General features: G+C 47.3%; 21 protein-coding genes and 1 pseudogene. 15 read left to right on the plus strand and 7 right to left on the minus strand.

Going from position 1 to position 20,512, the window contains the following annotated elements; translation table 11 throughout:
- Position 1: 1 nt before the first annotated feature.
- The 7 genes from GLV81_RS12500 (at position 2) to GLV81_RS12525 (ending at position 2,359) form a co-directional block, all read left to right on the plus strand.
- A complete protein-coding gene (locus tag GLV81_RS12500) occupies positions 2-247 on the plus strand; it encodes a hypothetical protein (RefSeq protein ID WP_157479165.1) in 246 nt (81 codons plus the stop codon).
- On the plus strand, positions 228-533 hold the full coding sequence (locus tag GLV81_RS19485; RefSeq protein WP_197428286.1) for a hypothetical protein: 306 nt from the start codon (positions 228-230) through the stop codon (positions 531-533). The genes GLV81_RS12500 and GLV81_RS19485 overlap by 20 nt, the downstream gene beginning before the upstream one ends.
- Positions 449-757: a thioredoxin gene (gene trxA, locus GLV81_RS12510; RefSeq protein ID WP_157479166.1), complete on the plus strand. Its 309-nt coding sequence runs from the start codon at positions 449-451 to the stop codon at positions 755-757. Before GLV81_RS19485 ends, trxA begins: the two co-directional genes overlap by 85 nt.
- Positions 754-1,146 (plus strand): rhodanese-like domain-containing protein, encoded by a 393-nt coding sequence (locus GLV81_RS12515; RefSeq protein WP_197428287.1) that lies wholly within the window; start codon positions 754-756, stop codon positions 1,144-1,146. Before trxA ends, GLV81_RS12515 begins: the two co-directional genes overlap by 4 nt.
- 105 nt (positions 1,147-1,251) lie before the next feature.
- A complete protein-coding gene (locus GLV81_RS21595) occupies positions 1,252-1,515 on the plus strand; it encodes a YeeE/YedE family protein (protein ID WP_343030570.1) in 264 nt (87 codons plus the stop codon).
- Positions 1,437-1,814 carry a YeeE/YedE family protein gene (locus tag GLV81_RS12520; RefSeq protein WP_343030571.1) on the plus strand — a complete coding sequence of 126 codons (378 nt, stop codon included), beginning with the start codon at positions 1,437-1,439 and terminating at the stop codon, positions 1,812-1,814. Before GLV81_RS21595 ends, GLV81_RS12520 begins: the two co-directional genes overlap by 79 nt.
- Positions 1,815-1,846: 32 nt before the next feature.
- Positions 1,847-2,359: a DUF6691 family protein gene (locus GLV81_RS12525; protein ID WP_157479168.1), complete on the plus strand. Its 513-nt coding sequence runs from the start codon at positions 1,847-1,849 to the stop codon at positions 2,357-2,359.
- A 107-nt stretch (positions 2,360-2,466) separates the two neighbouring features.
- Here the strand turns inward: GLV81_RS12525 and GLV81_RS12530 are convergent, their stop codons facing one another.
- Positions 2,467-3,882, minus strand: coding sequence for an MBL fold metallo-hydrolase (locus GLV81_RS12530; RefSeq protein WP_157479169.1), 1,416 nt, complete (start codon positions 3,880-3,882; stop codon positions 2,467-2,469).
- 283 nt (positions 3,883-4,165) lie between these two features.
- Between GLV81_RS12530 and GLV81_RS12535 the strand changes: the two genes are divergently transcribed.
- Positions 4,166-5,368: an NAD(P)/FAD-dependent oxidoreductase gene (locus tag GLV81_RS12535; protein ID WP_157479170.1), complete on the plus strand. Its 1,203-nt coding sequence runs from the start codon at positions 4,166-4,168 to the stop codon at positions 5,366-5,368.
- Between the two features lie 93 nt (positions 5,369-5,461).
- Positions 5,462-6,190, plus strand: a complete 729-nt coding sequence (locus GLV81_RS12540; RefSeq protein ID WP_157479171.1) for an RluA family pseudouridine synthase — start codon at positions 5,462-5,464, stop codon at positions 6,188-6,190.
- Positions 6,191-6,206: 16 nt separating this feature from the next.
- Here GLV81_RS12540 and truA read toward each other — a convergent pair whose 3' ends face one another.
- Together truA and GLV81_RS12550 are read right to left on the minus strand one after the other, a co-directional pair.
- Complete coding sequence (truA, locus tag GLV81_RS12545; protein ID WP_157479172.1) at positions 6,207-6,938, minus strand: tRNA pseudouridine(38-40) synthase TruA; 732 nt, start codon at positions 6,936-6,938, stop codon at positions 6,207-6,209.
- A 5-nt stretch (positions 6,939-6,943) separates the two neighbouring features.
- Positions 6,944-8,404: a hypothetical protein gene (locus GLV81_RS12550; RefSeq protein ID WP_157479173.1), complete on the minus strand. Its 1,461-nt coding sequence runs from the start codon at positions 8,402-8,404 to the stop codon at positions 6,944-6,946.
- 118 nt (positions 8,405-8,522) lie between these two features.
- Here GLV81_RS12550 and GLV81_RS12555 point away from each other — a divergent pair, with 118 nt between their 5' ends.
- The 3 genes from GLV81_RS12555 to GLV81_RS12565 all read left to right on the plus strand — a co-directional run bounded on the left by GLV81_RS12555 (position 8,523) and on the right by GLV81_RS12565 (position 15,083).
- A complete protein-coding gene (locus GLV81_RS12555; RefSeq protein ID WP_157479174.1) occupies positions 8,523-11,039 on the plus strand; it encodes a M1 family metallopeptidase in 2,517 nt (838 codons plus the stop codon).
- Between the two features lie 452 nt (positions 11,040-11,491).
- Positions 11,492-14,605 carry a T9SS type A sorting domain-containing protein gene (locus GLV81_RS12560; protein ID WP_197428288.1) on the plus strand — a complete coding sequence of 1,038 codons (3,114 nt, stop codon included), beginning with the start codon at positions 11,492-11,494 and terminating at the stop codon, positions 14,603-14,605.
- A gap of 10 nt (positions 14,606-14,615) precedes the next feature.
- Positions 14,616-15,083 (plus strand): acyl-CoA thioesterase, encoded by a 468-nt coding sequence (locus GLV81_RS12565; protein WP_197428289.1) that lies wholly within the window; start codon positions 14,616-14,618, stop codon positions 15,081-15,083.
- Here GLV81_RS12565 and GLV81_RS12570 read toward each other — a convergent pair.
- The 4 genes from GLV81_RS12570 to GLV81_RS12585 form a co-directional block, all read right to left on the minus strand.
- Positions 15,072-16,307: an exo-alpha-sialidase gene (locus GLV81_RS12570; RefSeq protein ID WP_157479176.1), complete on the minus strand. Its 1,236-nt coding sequence runs from the start codon at positions 16,305-16,307 to the stop codon at positions 15,072-15,074. The two genes, GLV81_RS12565 and GLV81_RS12570, sit on opposite strands and share 12 nt — an antisense overlap.
- Before the next feature lie 77 nt (positions 16,308-16,384).
- Positions 16,385-17,167: a TPM domain-containing protein gene (locus tag GLV81_RS12575; protein WP_246185976.1), complete on the minus strand. Its 783-nt coding sequence runs from the start codon at positions 17,165-17,167 to the stop codon at positions 16,385-16,387.
- A gap of 30 nt (positions 17,168-17,197) precedes the next feature.
- Entirely contained in the window at positions 17,198-17,665 is a 468-nt protein-coding gene (locus tag GLV81_RS12580) for a TPM domain-containing protein (protein ID WP_246185977.1), read from the minus strand.
- A gap of 10 nt (positions 17,666-17,675) precedes the next feature.
- Positions 17,676-18,266 carry a LemA family protein gene (locus GLV81_RS12585; RefSeq protein ID WP_157479177.1) on the minus strand — a complete coding sequence of 197 codons (591 nt, stop codon included), beginning with the start codon at positions 18,264-18,266 and terminating at the stop codon, positions 17,676-17,678.
- Between the two features lie 139 nt (positions 18,267-18,405).
- On the opposite strand from GLV81_RS12585, the pseudogene GLV81_RS21740 reads away from it, so the two are divergent.
- The 3 genes and pseudogenes from GLV81_RS21740 to GLV81_RS12600 form a co-directional block, all read left to right on the plus strand.
- Positions 18,406-18,681, plus strand: a pseudogene (locus GLV81_RS21740) (SOS response-associated peptidase family protein); the annotation flags it as partial.
- Between the two features lie 35 nt (positions 18,682-18,716).
- A complete protein-coding gene (locus GLV81_RS21325) occupies positions 18,717-19,079 on the plus strand; it encodes an SOS response-associated peptidase (protein WP_157479179.1) in 363 nt (120 codons plus the stop codon).
- 32 nt (positions 19,080-19,111) lie between these two features.
- Positions 19,112-20,512 (plus strand): MBL fold metallo-hydrolase, encoded by a 1,401-nt coding sequence (locus tag GLV81_RS12600; RefSeq protein WP_157479180.1) that lies wholly within the window; start codon positions 19,112-19,114, stop codon positions 20,510-20,512.

Here is a 20,512-nt window from a genome sequence, read left to right on the forward strand (position 1 = left end):
TATGTGGCAGCGGGTAGTGAGTAACTGGAATTTGATGCGCATCATTCGGTTGGGTCTTGGCATCATGGTGATTGTACAATCCATACAGTTTAAAGAATACTGGTTTGTGCTCATTGGTTTTTTATTGGCAGGCCTGGCATTGTTTGATATGGGCTGTGCATCGGGTGCCTGCGGCGTACCACCAGTGCAGCACCGAACTGCTACCAAAAGCATGGAGGAAATAGAGTATGAAGAAGTGGGTAAATAACAACTGGCTGTACATAGCAGGTGCAGTTTCTGGTGCCATTGGTGGCTATGCGTATTATCATTTTATTGGTTGTGCTACCGGCACCTGTGCCATTACCAGCAAGCCACTCAACAGTACGGTTTACTTTGCCGTAATGGGAGCAGTACTGTTTGGCATGTTTAAAAAGAAAAGAAAACAACCACCACATAACGTACACAGATTATGGCAAGCTTTCAAGAAATCATCAACAGCGACAAACCTGTATTGGTTGACTTTATGGCGGAGTGGTGTGGCCCCTGCAAAATGATGGCCCCTATTCTGAAGCAGGTAAAGGAGGCATTGCAGGATGAGGTAACGATTTTAAAAATAGATGTAGACCGCAATCCGCAGGCCGCTCAAGCCTATCAGGTAATGGGTGTGCCAACGCTTATCATCTTCCAAAATGGACAAATCAAATGGCGCCAAAGCGGTGTTGTGCCAGCCAATCATTTACAACAACAATTACGTCAGTATATTGCTTCACCAAAATGATGAAGAATAACATACAGCTATCGCTATTGACCACCGTGTTGCTACTCCTGCTACAGGCATGTGTAAGCACCAGCCCTGCCGGCAACCGGCAATTACGCAGTCACGCATTTGAAAGAAAGCTGCGCAACGATTCGGTGGTACTGCTCGATGTAAGAACGCCGGAAGAGTTCAAGGCCGGACATTTACCCAATGCCCGGCTCATTGATTTTAATGCTGGTGAATTGCCCCAGGCATTACCCACTTTAGACAGCACCAAAACCTACCTCATTTATTGCCGTAGTGCCAAACGCTCCGATAAAGCTGCTACCCAAATGAAAGCTGCGGGCTTTACCAAAGTGTACCAGCTAAGGGGTGGCATATTATCTTGGAAAGGACAGCTGCAGCAATAAACCCTAAGCGACACACTACTTGCCACGCATGTGTATTGATGCAATACTCATGCAGATCAACTCCACGCCCTGTTCCAGTTTCACAAAACCAAATCAAATACCAATATGTTCGAACTGTTATCTAAACCATGGCCGTGGTATGTGGCGGGCCCGCTCATTGGGCTTACCGTACCTACGCTGTTGCTCATTGGCAACAAAAGTTTTGGCATTTCCTCATCGCTGCGCCACATGTGTGCCGCTTGCCTGCCTGCCAAAATTCCTTTCTTTCAATACGACTGGAAGAAAGAAGTATGGAACCTCTTTTTGTACTCGGCATTTTCATTGGCGGCATCATTGCATCGCAATTGCTGGCCAATCCTGAACCGATGATCATTCATCCCGATTTGGCCGCCGATTTGCAGCAATACAACATCACTGACACGGCGCATATTGTGCCACAGGATTTATTCAACTGGCCGGCACTGGCCACGCCCCGTGGTATTATAATGATGATTGTAGGCGGCTTTCTGGTAGGCTTTGGTACCCGCTATGCCGGCGGTTGTACCTCGGGCCACGCCATCATGGGCCTGAGTACTTTGCAATGGCCATCATTGGTAGCCACCTGTTGCTTTATGGCCGGTGGATTCATTATGACACATTTGATACTGCCCTACATTCTGGCGTTGTAACGGATTGTCTACTTCAAAAAAATGCAAGCATTATGTCTGTAAATAAAACAACAAACAACACTGCCAATACCGACTTTGAAATACGGTCGGAAAATGCCATGTGTGTGAATAAAAGTGAACTGGATGCACCGTTGGCATCCAACATCAAGTATGCCATCATCGGCATCTTGTTTGGAATTGTATTTGTAAAAGCCGAAATCGTTTCGTGGTTTCGCATTCAAGAAATGTTTCGCCTCGAAAGTTTTCACATGTACGGCGTTATTGGCAGTGCCGTAGTAGTAGGTATGATTAGTGTATTCATCATCAAAAAATTCAAGATCAAAACCTTGCAGGGTGAGCCTATCAGCTTTACACCCAAAACCTTTAACAAGGGACAAATTTTTGGTGGCCTCATGTTTGGTCTTGGCTGGGCCATTACCGGTGCCTGCCCCGGCCCTTTGTTTGCGCAGATTGGTACCGGCGCTACGGTCATCATCGTTACGCTGCTGAGTGCCATTGCCGGCACTTGGGTGTATGGAAAATTCCGCGATTACTTACCGCACTAATACATGTACGTGAAAAAAGGCTGCAGCATTTGTTGCAGCCTTTTTTGTTGCACAAAAAAGCCACATCCTCTTGCGAAGATGTGGCATACAACAAGCAATCAGCAGGCCTATAGCATGGTTACCGGCGCATGATATTGCGTCAGCGGCAACCGTGTGTTTTTCAACATATCAAAACCGCCACAAATATTAATCAGCGATTTAAAGCCACGGGCTTTTAAAATAGAACAAGCAATGAGCGACCGGTAACCACCGGCACAATGCACAAAGTAAGCCTTGTTTCTGTCGAGCAGGTGCATATTGCGATTGATGAAATCCAACGGAAAATTAATCGCTCCCAACACATGTTGTGAAGCAAACTCGCTTTCGCGGCGCACATCCAGCAACAAGGTTTCTTCCGGCGATTCTTCAAATATTCTTGCAAAGCGATCTGCCGTCATTTCCTGAATACTTTCGGTGGGTTTATCGGCAGCCATCCAAGCGGTAATGCCGCCTTCCAGATAGCCGAGGCAATGATCGTACCCCACCCGTGCCATTCGGGTAACAACCTCTTCTTCTCTGCCAGCATCACACAGCAGCAAAATAGGCTGTTGCAAATCGGGCACCAATGTGCCTACCCATGGCGCAAACATGTCATCAATGCCAATGAAAATGCTGTCGGGAATAAAATCCATGGGAAACTCTGTTTTATTCCGGGTGTCAATCACCAATGCTTCCGCTACATCCCATGCTTGTACAAACTCATTTACGCTCAGCGGTTTCATGCCTCTGCGCAATACTTCTTCAAAAGATTCATACCCCATTTTATTGAGCACGGCATTCTTTGGAAAATACTGTGGCGGTTCAGCCAACCCATCTGTTACTGCCTGCACAAATTCAGCTTTCGTCATATTGGGTTGCAATGCATAGTTTACCATTTTCTGGTGGCCCAATGTATCGGTGGTTTCTTTAGCCATGTTTTTGCCGCAGGCACTACCTGCACCGTGACCGGGATAAACAATCACATCATCTGCCAACGGCATTATTTTGTGTCGCAGCGAATCATACAAATGGCCCGCCAAATCTTCGCGGCTCATGTCTGATTTTACTGCCAAATCTGGCCGGCCAACATCGTTGATAAACAAAGTATCGCCAGAAAAAATGGCTACATCTTTTCCATTTTCATCCCGCAGCAAAAAGGTGCTCGACTCCATGGTATGTCCGGGCGTGTGGAGCACAACAATTGTTACATTTCCCAGCTGCAACACTTCGCCATCGCTGGCAATATGCGCCGCAAAATTGGGTTGCGCCGTAGGGCCATACACAATAGTGGCACCCGTTTTCTTGCTGAGGTCGAGGTGGCCACTTACAAAGTCGGCATGGAAATGTGTTTCTAAAATGTATTTGATTTTGGCGCCATCGTACTTGGCTCGGTCGGTATAAGGTTGCGTTTCTCGTAGCGGATCAATGATAGCCGCTTCGCCGTTGCTTTCAATGTAGTAAGCGGCTTCTGCCAAACAGCCAGTGTAGATCTGTTCAATTTTCATGATTGATTGTTTTCGTTTGGGATATAATGTATTCCGTTGGTACAATCGGTGGTACAGTTTAAGGGGGTATGTACACTGGAGATTGTACACAAAAATCAATTGAAAAGGGCTCTTCAGTCGCTGATTGCGGTCAGAACTGAGGATGATAAAAGTCAGGGAAAGGACCTGTTGTGGGTGACTATTGTCCTACACCAGCCCTGTACAGCGCTGTAGTTTAGCACTACCAAATCACCAATCAAATCTTTCGCCCGTATACCCATTGGTATTCTTCAAAATTGCTTCTATGAAACACCATCAAATCCTTGTAGTAGGCGGCGGCAATGCTGGTCTGTCTGTATCCAGTAAACTCTTGCTGAAAAATTCTAAACTGGATATCGGCATTATCGAACCCAGCGATAAACATTATTATCAACCAGCGTACACACTGGTAGGTGCCGGAACCTTCAACATCAACGATACGGTAAAAAACGAAGCCGATTACATTCCGAAACATGCCACCTGGATTAAAGATGGTGCTGCATCTTTCGACCCAGAACACAACACCGTTACTTGCACAAGTGGTGCTCAGTATTCTTACGATATTTTAATTGTGGTACCGGGTATTCAACTCGACTGGAAAAAGATTGACGGCCTTGCTGAAACACTGGGCAAGAACAACGTCACAAGCAATTACAGTTTTGCAACAGCCCCATATACATGGGAACTCATTGAAAACTTCAAAGGTGGTACAGTGGTATTTACCAACCCGCCTACGCCAGTAAAATGTGGTGGTGCACCCCACAAAATAATGTGGCTGGCCTGCGACTACTGGCGTAAAAAAGGCATCCTCGATAAATGCGATGTACACTTTGTATCAGGTGGTACCATCATGTTTAGTGTGCCGGAATATTTGAAAACACTGGAAGAAAAAATTGAAGAGTACGGGGTGAAAATTCACCTGAAGCAAACCATCACCAAAATTGATGCCGCTACGCAAACACTCTACTACGAAAGCTCAGACGAGCAAGGCAACGTAAATAAGCAAACGTTACACTACGACATGCTGCATGTAGTGCCCCCACAAAGTGCTCCTGATTTTATAAAAGCAAGTCCGCTGGCCGATCCCGCTTCGCCGTTGGGTTGGGTGGAAGTGAATAAGAACAATTTCCAACACACCCGCTACCCCAATGTATTTAGCTGTGGCGATGTGTGCAATGCTCCTGCTGCCCGTACGGGTGCTGCCATCCGCAAGCAGGCACCTGTAATGGTCGATCACATTCTTGCATTTATGAAAGGCGAAAAAGCGACCAGCAGTTATGATGGCTACTCTGCCTGCCCCATTCCTACCGAGCACGGCAAACTCATGCTGGCAGAATTCGACTACAACAATCGCCCCAAAATGACATTCCCATTCGACCAGGCCAAGCCCCGCTGGACCATGTGGCTGCTCAAAAAATTTGTACTGCCCTGGCTGTACTGGAACCGCATTTTGCAAGGCAAAGCATAAGGTTAGATTTGGTTTGGTGTTTCTTGAAAGGCGGCTGCGAAGCTGCCTTTCGCTTTTGATACAGCATCCGGCAAATTCAGTTTTCTTTGCAGCATGCAACATGTGTACCAACCAAGCATCATAGCAGAAACAGAGAACTGGGTAGCCGTCAACAAACCATCAGGCCTGCTCAGCATTCAAGACCGTCACCAACACGACATTCCGTCTGTTCGCAGCTGGCTCGAAAGCCGCTACCCACAGATTTTTGTGGTACACCGCATCGACCGCGACACCAGCGGCCTCATCATATTTGCCAAAAATGAAGCGGCCCACAAGCATTTGTCACAAGCATTTGAAAACCGGGAAGTGACCAAAAACTATCTGGGCATCGTGATGGGCAAACCGGCCAAAGAGCAAGGCACCATTGACGCTGCCATTGCCGAGCACCCGGCCAAAAACGGCACCATGGTGACACATGCCAAGGGCAAACATGCCATCACGCACTATGCATTGCAGCAGTCGTTTGGTAAATTCAGCCTGCTGTCTTTTGATATTGAAACCGGCCGTACCCACCAAATTCGGGTGCATGCCAAATACATGGGCCATCCCATTGTGGCCGATCCTTTGTACAACGACGGGCGTGGTGTTTTTCTCAGCGATTTTAAACGCAAAGTAAAGCTGAGCAAACACGATGAAGAAGAGCAGCCCATCCTTAACCGGTTAGGATTGCATGCACATACCTTACAATTTACAGATGTAGATGGTACGGCTGTTTCGCTGGAAGCACCGCTGTTTAAAGACATGCGGGCCCTACTGAACCAACTGGAAAAACACGGCAAATAAATGTTTCGGAAAAGACTCAGACTGTGAGGCCAACTTCTACCAAAAACAGGCCATGCGCTGGTGTCGTAAAGTCGGCCTTGGTACAATCTTTTGCCTGAATGATGGACTCGAATTCGGCCAAAGAAATTTTGCCCCGTCCAGCCTGCAACATCGTGCCCACCAGCCCACGTACCATACCCCGCAAAAAGCGATTACCTTTTACCGTGTAGCGGTAGACTTCTGCGGTTTGCTCCCAGCGGCTTTCGCTCAGGCGACAAATCATGGTTTTGGTTTGCGTGTTGCGTTTGCTGAAACTGGTAAAGTCTTCATAGGTCATCAGCAATGCAGCTGCGTTATTCAGCACTTCCAAATCAACGGGGTACGGATAAAACCATGCCCGATCGTTGAGAAAAGGATTTTTTTGCTGGTAAATAAAGTAGTGATACACCCGATGCGTGGCATGAAAGCGGCAATGCAAATCGTCGGGCACTTGTACAATCCTTTTGAGCACAATATCGGGCGGTAGCATGGCATTCAGGTTGTAGACGTGTGCCTCTTGAAACAACGGCTCCGCCACATCAGCCTGAAAATAATTTTGCAACGCATGTACCCCCGCATCGGTTCGGGATGAACCCGTTAAATCGATGGGTTGCTTGTAAAAGGTGCGCAAGGCTTTTTCCAAAGCCCACTGAATGGTAGGCGCATTATCCTGCACCTGAAAACCGGCATAGTTGGTGCCTTTGTACGCTACTTCAAAAAAATAACGCATGGGCATTACTGCTGAATCAGCGATTTGAACTTGCTACTGTAATAACTGTCTTTGATAAGGCCGCTTAACTCACCAAAGGCGTAATAATCCACTGTGTAAGGGTAAGCAGCTTCCAGCACTTTATAGCGGCTTACATCGCTGGCCAAACTGTTACAAATCTTTTTGAGGTTGGTGGTGGTTACGCATTTGTCTTTGAAAAGCGTGGTATACGCAGCGGCAATTTCATCGGCATTGCTCAGCTTACCATTGGCAGCCATGGCCGCATCTACGTCGCTGCGGGAAAGGATGTCTACACAAGGCGAACGCTTGATAGCTGGCGTGTTACTCACCGCAACCGAATCTGCAGCCGCTACTACTTTTGGCGCAGGCTTATCTGCCACTTTTTCCACTACAGGCGCTGGCTGTGCAATAGAGTCTTGTGCTGGTTTTTCTATTACCACCACTTCTTTTACCACACTGTCTTGAGCTGGCTTTTCATTGACTGCAGCTGGTTTGGCCACAACAGTATCCACTGCAACAATGGTTACTGCGGCTGTATCTTTTACAGCAGGGGGATTCTTTTGCGCTGCTGCAGAGTCTTGCTTCATCGAAAATTCCATGTCGAGCAAGGCCGGTTTTTTATCCGCTGTTTCATTGCTGGTTGGCGGCACCGGTACCGTCGCTTTTACGGTAGTCTTTGCACTATCAGCCGCCACAACAGGTTTTGTTTTGGCTTCATTGGCTGCCTGCAATGCTGCCTGCAACGCTTTCAGTTCTTGTTCTTTTTGGGCTATCACCTGCGCCAGACTATCTGCAGGGCTAAGCGTTTTCTTTTCGGCTGAAGGCACCGTTTTTTCTTCAGCAGTTTTTTGAGCTGCAGGTGTTGCAGGTACCGCTACCACTACTGCCGGAGGATTCGTTACCGTTTGTACCGTGTTCGTTTCAGTCGTAGCCTTTGGCACTTCAGCTGCTGTAGCTACTGCTTGAATGCTATCTTGTATGCGTTGTTTTTCTGCGGCCAACTGAGCATCTATGGCTGCCTGACGAGCAGTAGCAATGCTGTCTTTGATGCGTTGTTGCTCCGCTTCTTCCAAGGCTTTTTTGCGGGCATTTTCTGCAGCCACTGCGGCACTCAGCTCCATGCTCATTTGCACGGTGCCCGTGTTGATATCCGTAATACTCCAGCCAGTTTCTGCACTTTTACGAATCACATAGCCGGCATCACGACCATCCACTTTAATACCATATTCCTGTACATCGCTGCTGCCCAATACGCCCAACCGTACCATATAAATGCTATCGGTAAGCTTACCTATAAGCAAATAACCTGCTGCGGTAGAAGAATGTGTTTTGCCATTCATCTGAATGTAAAAAGGCGTCAGGTCTTCTGTTTGCAGGTACACAAAATGTTTGCGCTGCGCCATACCAACCAAGGTCATCAGCAACAGCATGCTCAGCAGAAAAGACGATTTCAGGTATTTCATCATACAAACTACGTGTGGGGCAAACCTACAATAATTCAGGCCGATTGCCGGTTTGCGGGTCATAAATATTAACAATTATACGGGCACACTGCCGTTATTTTGCGCCTCAAATTTTTCCTACATGTTCAGACTTGTCATATGCGGCTTGCTGCTTGCAGCAACCGGCATAGCTGGCCGGGCGCAACAAACCGGCACCACCAAAACCACCCCTGCCATACCACTGGCTGCACAGCCCGACTATCAGCCCTCTGCCGAAAAAACCTGGGACCTGCTGCATACCAAAATCGATGTCCGTTTCGACTACGCACAGCGCCGCATGCCCGGCAAAGTATGGCTCACCCTCAAGCCTCACTTTTACCCAAGCAAAACACTTACGTTAGATGCAAAAGGCATGTTCATCCATAAAGTGGCCTTGGTAAAACCTACCGGCATGCAGCCATTGCAGTTCAACTATCCTGATAGCATGCAGTTGCAAATTTTGCTCGACAAAACCTACCAGCCTACCGATAAGCTGACAGTGTATGTAGAATACACTGCCCGCCCCGATGAAATAAAAGTAAAAGGTAGCCAGGCCATTACCGATGCCAAAGGGTTGTACTTCATTAATGCCGATGGCAAAGACAGTACAAAGCCTATTCAAATTTGGACGCAGGGTGAAACGGAAGCGACTAGTGTATGGTGTCCCATCATCGACAAAACCAATCAGAAAACCACGCAGGAACTGAGCATGACCGTGCCAGCCAAATACGTAACGCTGAGCAATGGCTTACTGGTGAAGCAGGTAAAAAATACTGACGGCACCCGTACCGATACCTGGAAAATGGATTTGCCACATTCGCCCTATTTATTCTTCATGGGTGTAGGTGAATACAGCATCGTCAAAGACAAATACAAAAACCTCGCCGTTGATTATTATGTAGAGCCTAAATATGCGTCCGTTGCAAAAGGCATTTTTGGCGAAACACCTGCGATGATGGCGTTTTTCAGCAAACTGCTGGGGGTAGAATATCCCTGGGCTAAGTATGCGCAGATTGTAGGCCAAGACTATGTAAGCGGTGCCATGGAAAATACTACTTCTACCCTGCATGGTGCTGGTGCCTATCAAAATGCACGGCAACTAAAAGATGGCAACAGCTGGGAAATAGTAGTAGCGCATGAATTGTTTCACCAATGGTTTGGCGACTTGGTAACCGCCGAAAGCTGGAGCAACCTCACCGTAAATGAAAGCCTGGCCGACTATAGCGAATACCTGTGGATGGAATACAAATATGGCAAAGACCGGGCCCTCGACTACAACCGTGAAGCCATGGAAGGCTATCTGGCACAACCCGGCAATGCAAGCAAGCATCTGGTGCGATTTCAGTATGCTGATAAAGAAGATATGTTTGATGGAGTAAGCTATCAGAAAGGTGGACGTATTTTAAACATGCTGCGTCAATACCTGGGCGATAGTGCTTTCTTCAAAGGATTGAATGTGTACCTCACAAACAACAAATTTAAAAATGCAGAAGCCCATCAACTACGTTTGGCCATGGAAGAAGTAAGCGGCAAAGACCTCAACTGGTTTTTCGATCAGTGGTATTTTGGCAGCGGTCATCCAAAGGTGAGTTTGCATTATCAGTTCGTTGATTCGGCCAACATGCTCAACGTGATTGTAGAGCAGAAACAAAAAGACAAGCTGTTTTATTTTCCCATAGATATTGATGTATATACAAATGGAAAAGCAGAACGCAGTTCTTATTGGATTGGCAAACATGTAAGCGACACCATTCGGATTGCGTACAGCACAAAGCCAACATGGGTGAATGTAGATCCACAGAAACTCATGCTCTGGGAAAAAGACAACAACCTGGACGATGCTATGTGGCTGGCACAAATGCAAGAGGGTAAAAATTATTTAGACAAAGTAGAAGCATTGGAAAGCCTTGCCCCTCGTTGGAAAAAAGAGGCCGGTTATGACAATGCCTTGCAACAACTGCTAACTGACCGCTACTATGGCACCCGTAAAGCTGCACTGAAACAACTAAAGCGTGGCAACATCAAAGCCACTCCTGCGAGCCTCAGCCTCATTGAAAAAATGGCTGCTACCGAAACAGACTTACCCACCCGTGCCATGGCACTGGATGTACTGAGCTTGCAATGCAATGCAGCGTATGAAACCGCATTCACCAAAGCACTGCAAGACAGTAGCTACAGTGTAGCCGGTGCAGCACTGGAAAGCCTTGCCCGCCTGGATGCCAACAAAGCCATTGCTTCTGCCAAGGCACAAGAGCAGGATGCTAAAGGCCGGCTGAAAGCGGCCTTGCAAATTGTAGATTACCTGAAGAAAGACACCGCACAAGCCAGCACCGTATTGGCCGATTTTAAAAAAATGGCCTTCTTCGAAAAACTGCAAGCAGCTAACGGTATGCTGTACTATGCCAACCGACTTACTGATGTAAGCAACTTTAAAAAAGCCGCCGGCAGCGCCATTGAAGTGTACAAAATGTTGCGCATGGATTTTCAGGGATGGCAAACCAATATGCTTTCTACATTGCGTTGGATGATAGCAGTTCGCCAACAGGCACTTTCCAACAATCCGAACAATACCTTGCTTCAAGAACAACTGAAATACCTGCAGGATAAAACAGGACTTTAAAAAGTATTCTTCATAAAAAGCGGCCGGCAGTATTTGTCGGCCGCTTTTTTAGCGTATCACAAAAAGAAGTTTCAACGCTGAACAAAGTCTCATTAGATTTGTCGTCTTATCTGCATTGGCTGGCTGGATAGATGCATTCAAAATTCAACATTGTAACTGGTGCTGATTTTGTGCTGCTTTCTTACCTGGCTGCTGAGTTCAATACCCGCCGACCCTTCAGGAATTTTTAATCACCATTAACCGAAAATTTCATGAAGGCCAATTCACACAAAAGCCATTTGTCGTCCTTTATTCCGAACACTTTTAGGTTTGCTATCTATCAGGCTATACTTTGGCTAGTTATGATATGCCCACTTTTCACTAGGGCAACTCCTCCGCAAACGCCTACGCAACTTGTGATAACCACCCAACCCGTTTTAGGGACTAATGGAGGGCTATTATCTGTTCAACCTGTGGTTGAAATAAGGGATGCCAGCAATCAACTGGTGAGCAGCAGCAATGCCGAAGTAATTGCTGAAATCAGCAACGGACTGGGTGGAACACTTGGTGGTACAAAAAAAGTGACCGCAGTAAATGGTGTAGCTACTTTTACTGACCTCACATTTACCGGCGCCAAGGGCATTAATTATACCATCACGTTTAAGTCGGGTCCGCTATTGGCATACGAGCCTTTTGACTATGCCAATGGCACTGGATATGCCAGCATGAACGGCGGCATCGGCTGGAAGGGCAGCTGGCAATCGGTGCATCCCAACTTCTCAGATTTTACCATCAGCAACGCTGGATTTACCTACACCGATTACAGCACTACTGGCAACAGAGCAACAGTACCCGGTGGTGGTAGTGCCGATGCTGGCAGGTTTTTAGGTTCGGCTACCAATGCATACAATAATGAAGTGTGGCTTTCTATGCTGGCTGACTACAATGTGCAAGGAGGCGGCTTCAGCAATATTCGTTTTATCAATACCGCTACCAGCAGTGTAACGGGTGGTGTAGGCGGCAACGACAGTTATGCCAACTGGACTATCCTCAACAATAATTTAAACAACACAGTGTTTACCACTACACCGTTGAATGGTACTACCCGGTTGGTATTGCTGAAAATTGATTACAGCAATAGTACTTCTTCCTTGTGGATGGATCCGACAGTTGTAGGATTTGATGGCACACAAACCCCATCGCTGACAGTGAACTTTGCTCCGGTATTTGACAAGATAGAATTGTTCAACCGCAATGCAGGCCGCTCCACCGATGAAATTACCATAGCCAGCACTTATCAGGCAGCCTTGCATTTAACGGGCAATCTTACAGCAGCCAGTTCAACCACGCTCAGCTACCCTGCTTATGCCGGCGGTACAGGTACCAGTCTCGACCCTTATCAGATTACTGAATGGGAGCATCTATACAATGTAAGCATCAACCTCAATGCCTACTTTAAACTGATGAATGACCTGGATGAAAACACGGCAGGTTATGCAACCTATGCCAGTGCAACGGCCAACAGCAATGCCGGATGGATACCATTGGGCAATAGCAGTCAGCCGTTTTCGGGAGTGTTTAATGGTGATGGTCACATCATTAAAGAGCTGCGTATCAACAGGGCTTCACAATCTGACATGGGTTTATTTGGAGTAGTACAAGGCAGCTCTGCCATCATTCAGCAGGTGTATTTGCAAAATGCACAGGTAGTAGCACAGGGCAATGCCGGAACGCTGATTGGCAGATTGTATGCATCGGCCACGCACTGTGGCGCCACTGGTAGCGTACAAGGTAACTTTCTTGTAGGCGGACTTATAGGCAAGCTGGAAAGCGGCGCATCTGTAAGCTATTCCTATGCACATGCTACAGCCAATAGCAGTGTGAATGCAGGAGGTTTGGTAGGCGATAATTTTGGCACCATCAGTAACTGCTATGCCACCGGCAACGTAACCTGCTCTCAGTATACGGCCGGCGGTCTTGTTGGCTACAATATGTATGGCGTTATACAAAACTCATTCAGCACGGGTAGCGCTACAGCCTTGGGAGATATTGGCGGCCTGGTAGGTACAAACAGTGGACAAGATTATGATTTCTTTCTTGACATGCCGATTTATATTGATGGTGTAGTAACCAACTCTTATTGGGATACCCAAAGCTCGGGTAATGCTACCTCGCCAGCAGGCACAGGCAAAACCACCAGCGAAATGAAAGATGCCGCTACATTTAGCAGTTGGAACTTTACAGTCGGCACTGGTATCTGGTCTATCAAAACTGCCGCCGGCAGCGGATACATTTCCTATCCTTATTTGCAAAACAATTACTACGATGCTCCACAAGCCAGCCCGGCCCGCATCCCCATTCCGGGGCTCACTGTCGTACCCTTTATCTGGCAAGGAAATGTGAGCAACGATGCTGGCAGCGGCAGTAACTGGAGCAATGGTACTGTACCACCCAACGGAGCAACCATTCAGTTAAGCGCTACAGCACAAAATGATTTGGTTTTGAGTACAGATTTGTCATTGTTCAGCCTCGACTTTAATGGCAGCGGCCGTAAAGTGGTACTGGGCAATCAGCAACTGACTGTCCGCAACATTAGCAATGCCAATGCAACAAATTATATCCAAACCAATGGTACCGGAAAACTGCTTGTACCCATTGTCAATGCTGGCAGCGTTACATTGCCTGTGGGCAACAGCGCCTATAATCCGGTAACCATTACCAACAACAGCGGTGCTACCGACGACTTTACGGTAAGGGTGATAGATGCCGTGTACAAAAATGCCAGCAGCGGTGATATAGTAGTAGAAGACCACATCAGCCGCACCTGGGATATTGGCAAAACCAATGCCAACGGGGGCAGCGGCATCGACTTTACTTTCTACTGGAACGAAGCCGAAGAAGATGGCACATATATCAATCTCTACTTATACCATCATGATGGTACCCAATGGACCCGCCAAACCGGTACTACTAGCTTCAATCTTACCAACAACACCCTTTCCTATACTGGCTATACCGGCAGCTTCTCTCCCTTTGCCATTGTAGAAGGCAGCACCATTTTGCCCGCAACAGGCCTGCAATTGGCAGCCAGCTGCAACAACAAAAACACACTGCTGCAATGGAGCACACTTACAGAAAGCAACACAAGCCATTTCGATGTACAGCACAGCATTAGCAATAGCAACTGGATAACTATTGGCACCGTAAAAGCAAGTGGCAATAGCAATGTACAACAACGATACAGCTACACCGATCAACAAAATGCAGCAGTAGCTCAGTACCGTTTGTTGCTGGTAGATAAAGACGGCAAAACAAGTATCTCCAATACAGTATCCGTTAATTGTGCTATCGCCCCTGCTTTACTCAGCATTCCAAATCCTGTTGGCAATAGCATCCGTTTTTCAGCATTGCCAGCGGGCAAATTGTATCAGGCAAATGTGTTTGCCAATAATGGTCAACTACTGTTTAAAGGCAATATCACCAATGGCACTGTCATCAGTACTGCAGCATGGCTACCTGGCGTGTATCAGTTACAACTCTCAGATGCAAATGGAACTTTGCTACAGCAAAAAATATTGAAACAATAAAAAGATTCAAATGCAAAACCGAAAGGCGGCTCATTTATTGGGTCGCCTTTTTTGTGCTTACTTTTACCACATGTTTACCATTCCATCCCATGCTTTTCAAGTACCAATACACATAGGCGAGTCAGACATTGATGCATTGAATCATGTCAACAATACCGTGTATCTGCGATGGGTGCAGGATGTGGCGACTGCCCATTGGGAAACGCTGACCACTGCAACGCAAAGACAACAATATTGGTGGGTAGTTCGCAGGCACGAAATAGATTATTTGCGGCCCTGCATACTTGGCGATACCATTACGGCTTACACATGGGTACACTCCGCCCAAGGAAAAGCCAGCGATCGCATTGTGGTGTTTCAGCACAACGAAACCGGCAAAACCATAGCACAGGTAAAAACCACTTGGATACTGGTAGACCCCGCTACACAAAGAGGCACGACTATTCCGGAGGAGTTGCTGCGCAGCTTAGGGTTGTAATGAATAAGAACGATGCACAGCAATGCGGGCTGTTTTGATTCGTTGTGTTTCCACATCTGTCCAAGCCACATACACAAAACCATTGCTGTAGCAAAGCTGCGGAAAACCACCGGCTCTTTTGGCCGATGTAACAGCCACTGTTTTTACGGCACTGATTTCTCCAGCAGTACTCACTGTTCTCATCTGGATTTTTTCATTGTCCATCCAGCTTACGATGGCTGTGTTTTCATTTATCCAATCAATGTCTACCCGGCCAATAGTTGCCCCTTCGTCTATACGAATGCCTTTCCCGAAGTTGATACCGCCATCTGCAGAAAAAACAACCTGCACTGAGGCTGAATCATTGGGTGATGAAAACAACACTGCAGCAATGCGTTGACCGTTAGCTGCCATTCGTGGTCCGTTTACCGGGCAGCCAGGCATTACCCAATTTTGCAGCAACACATTCTTTGGCTCAGTCCAACTGTTGTTCATCCACTTCACTACACTCATATCACGTACTTCTCTTTCAGATCGATCTCGGTACACCACCACCGGACCATCATTAGTAATAGCAGCCGTAGTTTGACAACAATCGCAGGTGCGGCTGTCCAGCTCCCATTCTTGTTGAACCTTGCCAGTGTAGCCCAACGTAGCAGCCCGCAAGCTCATGGCACCTGCATGCCCTTCATGCCCCGCAGGCATATTGTGGCCTGCAGTAGCATTGCGACCATCGAGCCAGCTGGCAAAAAAACCTTGCTGATAAGGCAGGAGGCTCACAAAGCCATGCTCGGCGTGTATGCCATCCTGATGCAGCAAACCCGCATGCTCCCAGCTTTTGCCGGCATCGGCACTACTGGCCAAATGAATATCGTAGGTAAATTTTCCGGTATCGCTTTTTACAAGATAGCTGGCCAGCATACGGCCACTATCGGCCACGGCCATGGTTGGGTAATCAGCCCAATTAACAAACCAATACTTGCCGGCTGCAATCAGCGATGGTTTTGTCCATGCATTGTTTTGCAATGAAGCAAAATACAAGGCGGCACTATCGCCTTGCTGCCACTGATAGCTCAGGTATACTGAACCATCGGGTGCTTTTACAAGCGAAGGCGTTTGGTATTTACCGCTATCGGTTTGCTGTAATGTAAGGTACGTTACTTCTTCAGCCAGCCTGATAGCAGGTTGCTGGCATGCAGTTGTAAAAAGTAAAACAGCAATGAAAAAAAAGCAGAAAGATTTCATGTTGGGTGCATCAATGGAAGCGGGAAGATACAAATAGCAGTACATGCTACAGCCCATCAACTATCAATCACCAACTATCAATTATGTTTACCAGCTGCCGCCGGCACCACCGCCGCCAAAGCTACCGCCACCAAAACCACCGAAGCCGCCGCCACCGCCGCCGCTCCAGCCACCGCCTCCCGAGCTGCCACCGCTACCACCAGGAAACCAGAAAATGGGGGGATAGTATCGCGATAACCACGACGACTGGCCATGCCACCACCGCCACCGCCACGGGAGCTGAGAATGAAAATAACCACAATAAAAATGATGACGAATACGACGGCACTGCCTCCGCCTTTGCCTTTTTTCTTGTAACCGGCAGGAGCTTTGTATTCTCCCTGCGAGGCTTTAATAATAGCATCTGTAGCTTCATCAATACCCCTGTAATAATTGTCTTGCTTAAAGTTGGGGATGATTTCGTTTTCTACAATTTGCTTGCAGGTAATGTCGGGCAGAGCACCTTCCAAGCCATAGCCGGGTGCAATGAATACTTTGCGATTGCCTTCTTCAATGCTTATCAGCAATACAACGCCGTTGTTCGTTTTCTTGTTGCCCACTTTCCATTGGCGGCCCAGCTCAGTAGCATATTCTACAGGTTCGTAACCACCCAGTGAGTTCACAATCACCACGGCTATTTGTATCGAAGTAGAATCATCATAAGCCACCAGCTTTTGTTCCAGGTGTGCTATCTGATCGGGCTGCAGCACTTTACCCGTGAGGTCGTTGACCAACCTTGGCGGGTTGGGTGCCTTTGGGATGGGCTGAGCTTGCAACAGCCCCATGCAGCAAATCAGTACAATGGAAAGAAAGTATCTCATGATGAAAGTAGCCGGTGCTTTGCCCGATGATTATTTGCCAAACACAATATCGTCGGGCAGTTCGTTTTTATCGCCTTTCTGATCGTAAGGAAAATAAGTTTGCAACGCTTCGCCTATATCATAAATAACGGTTACCAAACCATCTACATAATCTTGTTTGGCAAAGCTGGCCAGCATTTTGCCGGCTTCTGTATTCCAGTAGTCAGCGCCCATTTCGCGGTAAATGCCTTCATCGGCAAAAATGGCAAACTGACGGTCTTTAAATGCGACATACACCAACACGCCATTGCGCTGATGGGTATGATCCATTTGCAAACCGAAAAAAACTTCTGCAGCCCGGTCGATGGGATTGACGAAGCGGCAACGGGATTCGAAGAACACCCGCACTTCGCCACTGGTGCGCATTTCAGCAGCTCTAATGGCATCTATGATGCGTTCATTATCGCTATGCGAAATGTACCGGGCTGCAGAAGAAGTAGAACGTCGGAAAAATGACACGCTGCTGAGTTTAGAATTTTACATCAGGTGCACGTTCGCTACCCGGATCGGCTTTGAAACCTTCTTTTACACTAAAGCCAAACATGTTAGCCAAAATGTTCATCGGAAACTTACGAGCCTTGGTATTGTATTCCTGTACCGCAGCGTTGAAATCGTTGCGGGCTACTTTAATGCGGTTTTCTGTGCCTTCGAGCTGTGCCTGCAAATCGCGGAAGTTCTGGTTGGCTTTCAGGTCGGGGTAGTTTTCCACCACAGCCAGCAAGCGACCAATGCCAGAAGAAATCTGTGTTTGAGCAGCCTGGAATTGCGCCAGTTTTTCAGGCGTCAAATCATCGGCATTAACATTTACAGAAGTGGCTTTTGCACGGGCTTCCATCAGCTTGGTGAGTGTTTCCTGCTCAAAGTTGGCCGCACCTTTTACAGTGTTCACCAAATTCGGAATCAGGTCGGCACGACGTTGGTAATCACTTTGTACGTTGTTCCATGCTTTCTTCACGTTTTCATCCTGCGTTACCAAACCGTTGTAACCGCTGCAGGCGCAGCCGCCAAATACCAGCAAAGCACCGAGTATTACAATGAGTGAAAGATTTTTGGATTTCATGGGTAATCTGTTTTTTTAGAGAATAAAGATATTGATTGCCCTTTCCTCCAACGGGAAATTTTATACCAGTCATCCCGTAGATTTACAATCGGCATTTTTACAGGATGTGTTTTTGGACAACCCTTTATTTGTAGCGATTATGTGTGGCAGATATTCTTTATTCACTCCCCTCCAAGAAGTAGAAATGCAACTGGCTGCCAAAGCGGTGGAATGGGAAAACTTTGAACCCCGCTACAATGCTGCACCTACGCAGCCCATGCCGGTGATTACCAACGAGTTTCCCGACATTATACAATACTACCGCTGGGGGCTGGTACCCCGCTGGGCAAGCGATGCTGCCATGGGTAGCAAAATGATGAATACACGTACTGAAAGCATACAAGAGAAGCCGGCATTCTTTAACATTTTTAAATATAAACGCTGCCTTGTACTGGCCGATGGCTACTACGAATGGAAGGCAGGTACCGACAGTACAAAAAAACCAACAAACAACCATACCGCTTTCACCTGCCGCACAACGAGCTGCTATTGCTGGCAGGTTTGTGGGATACCTGGCAAAACGGCTTGCAAACTTTTTCCATCATTACCTGCCCTGCCAATGCAGATGTAGCGCCTTATCATCACCGCATGCCCGTGCTGCTCACCCGTAAAGATGGAGCTACCTGGCTCAGCAGCAACAATACCACCGAATTGTTGCAACTGTTAAAACCTGCGCCATCAGGTGTGTTGCAATGCTATCCAATTCATACATTGCTCAACCGGGCCAGTTATGACCATCCCGATATTATCACACCCATGCAAATGCTGTTGTAAACACAGCGTGGCATGAACATAAAAACGATTGTATGAAAATAAGCTTCCATGGTGCCACCCGCACCGTTACCGGTTCGAAACATGTAGTGCACCTCAACGATGGCCGCAAACTCTTGCTCGATTGTGGCATGTTTCAGGGCATGGGCAAAGAAACCGAACCACTCAATCGCAACTTTGGTTTTGACCCCACCGATATTGATGCCGTTGTTTTGAGTCATGCGCATATCGACCACAGCGGGCTCTTGCCCAAGCTGGTACAAGAAGGCTATTTGAAAAGCATACACTGTACTCCGGCCACCAAAGATTTGGCTACCCTGCTGATGGAAGACAGCGCCGGCATACAGGCCAACGATATTAAGTTCATCAATAAACGGCGCAAGCAACAAGACAAACCACCACTGGAACCTTTGTATAGTGAAGACGATGCCAAAGCCGCTTCGGCCCTGCTGATTGAACATCCGTATCAGGAATGGTTTACCGTGATGAAAGATGTGGAGTGTATGTTTACAGATGCCGGCCACATTATTGGCAGTGCTTGTGTGCACTTGCGCATACAAGAAGATGGTGAAACCAAACACCTCACTTTTAGTGGTGATATTGGCCGCTACCGCGATGCCATTTTGCGCAGCCCCGAAACATTTCCACAGGCCGATTATATCATTATGGAAAGCACCTATGGCAATAGCTTGCACGATGATGTTTTTTCATCGGTAGATGTATTGCTGAAATGGGTGACAGAAACCTGCCTGAAGAAAAAAGGCAAACTGATTATACCTGCATTTAGTGTGGGCCGCACCCAGGAGATTTTATATTTCCTCAACCAGTTGGAACTGGAAAAACGCCTGCCACCGGTTGATTATTTTGTAGACAGTCCGCTGAGCAGCGAAGCGACACATGTGGTAAAAAGCCATCCTGAAAACTACAACGAAACAGTACAGGAAGTATTGAAAACCGATCGGGATCCATTTAAGTTTAAAGGCTTGCATTTTATAGGCAGTGCCGAAGAAAGCAAGCAGCTCAACTTTCGACGTGAACCCTGCGTCATCATTAGTGCCAGCGGCATGGCCGAAGCTGGCAGGGTAAAGCACCACATCAGCAACAACATAGAAAATAGCCGCAATACCATTTTACTTGTTGGCTACTGCGAACCGCATTCGCTGGGTGGCCGCTTGAAACATCGCCCCAAAGAAGTAAACATTTTTGGCATGCCACACGAAGTGCATGCCGAAATTGGTGAAATGCGCAGCATGAGTGCACACGGCGATTACGACGATATGTTGCAGTGGCTATCGTGTCAGGATACAGCCAAAATACAGCGGCTGTTTTTGGTGCATGGCGAGTACGATGTGCAATTGCAATTTGCAGAGAGGCTGCGCCGCAAAGGCTTCAAAAACGTAGTGATACCTGAGCAACACAGTGCTCATGTGTTGTAA

The sequence above is a fragment of the Phnomibacter ginsenosidimutans genome, assembly GCF_009740285.1.
Lineage (GTDB): Bacteria > Bacteroidota > Bacteroidia > Chitinophagales > Chitinophagaceae > Phnomibacter > Phnomibacter ginsenosidimutans.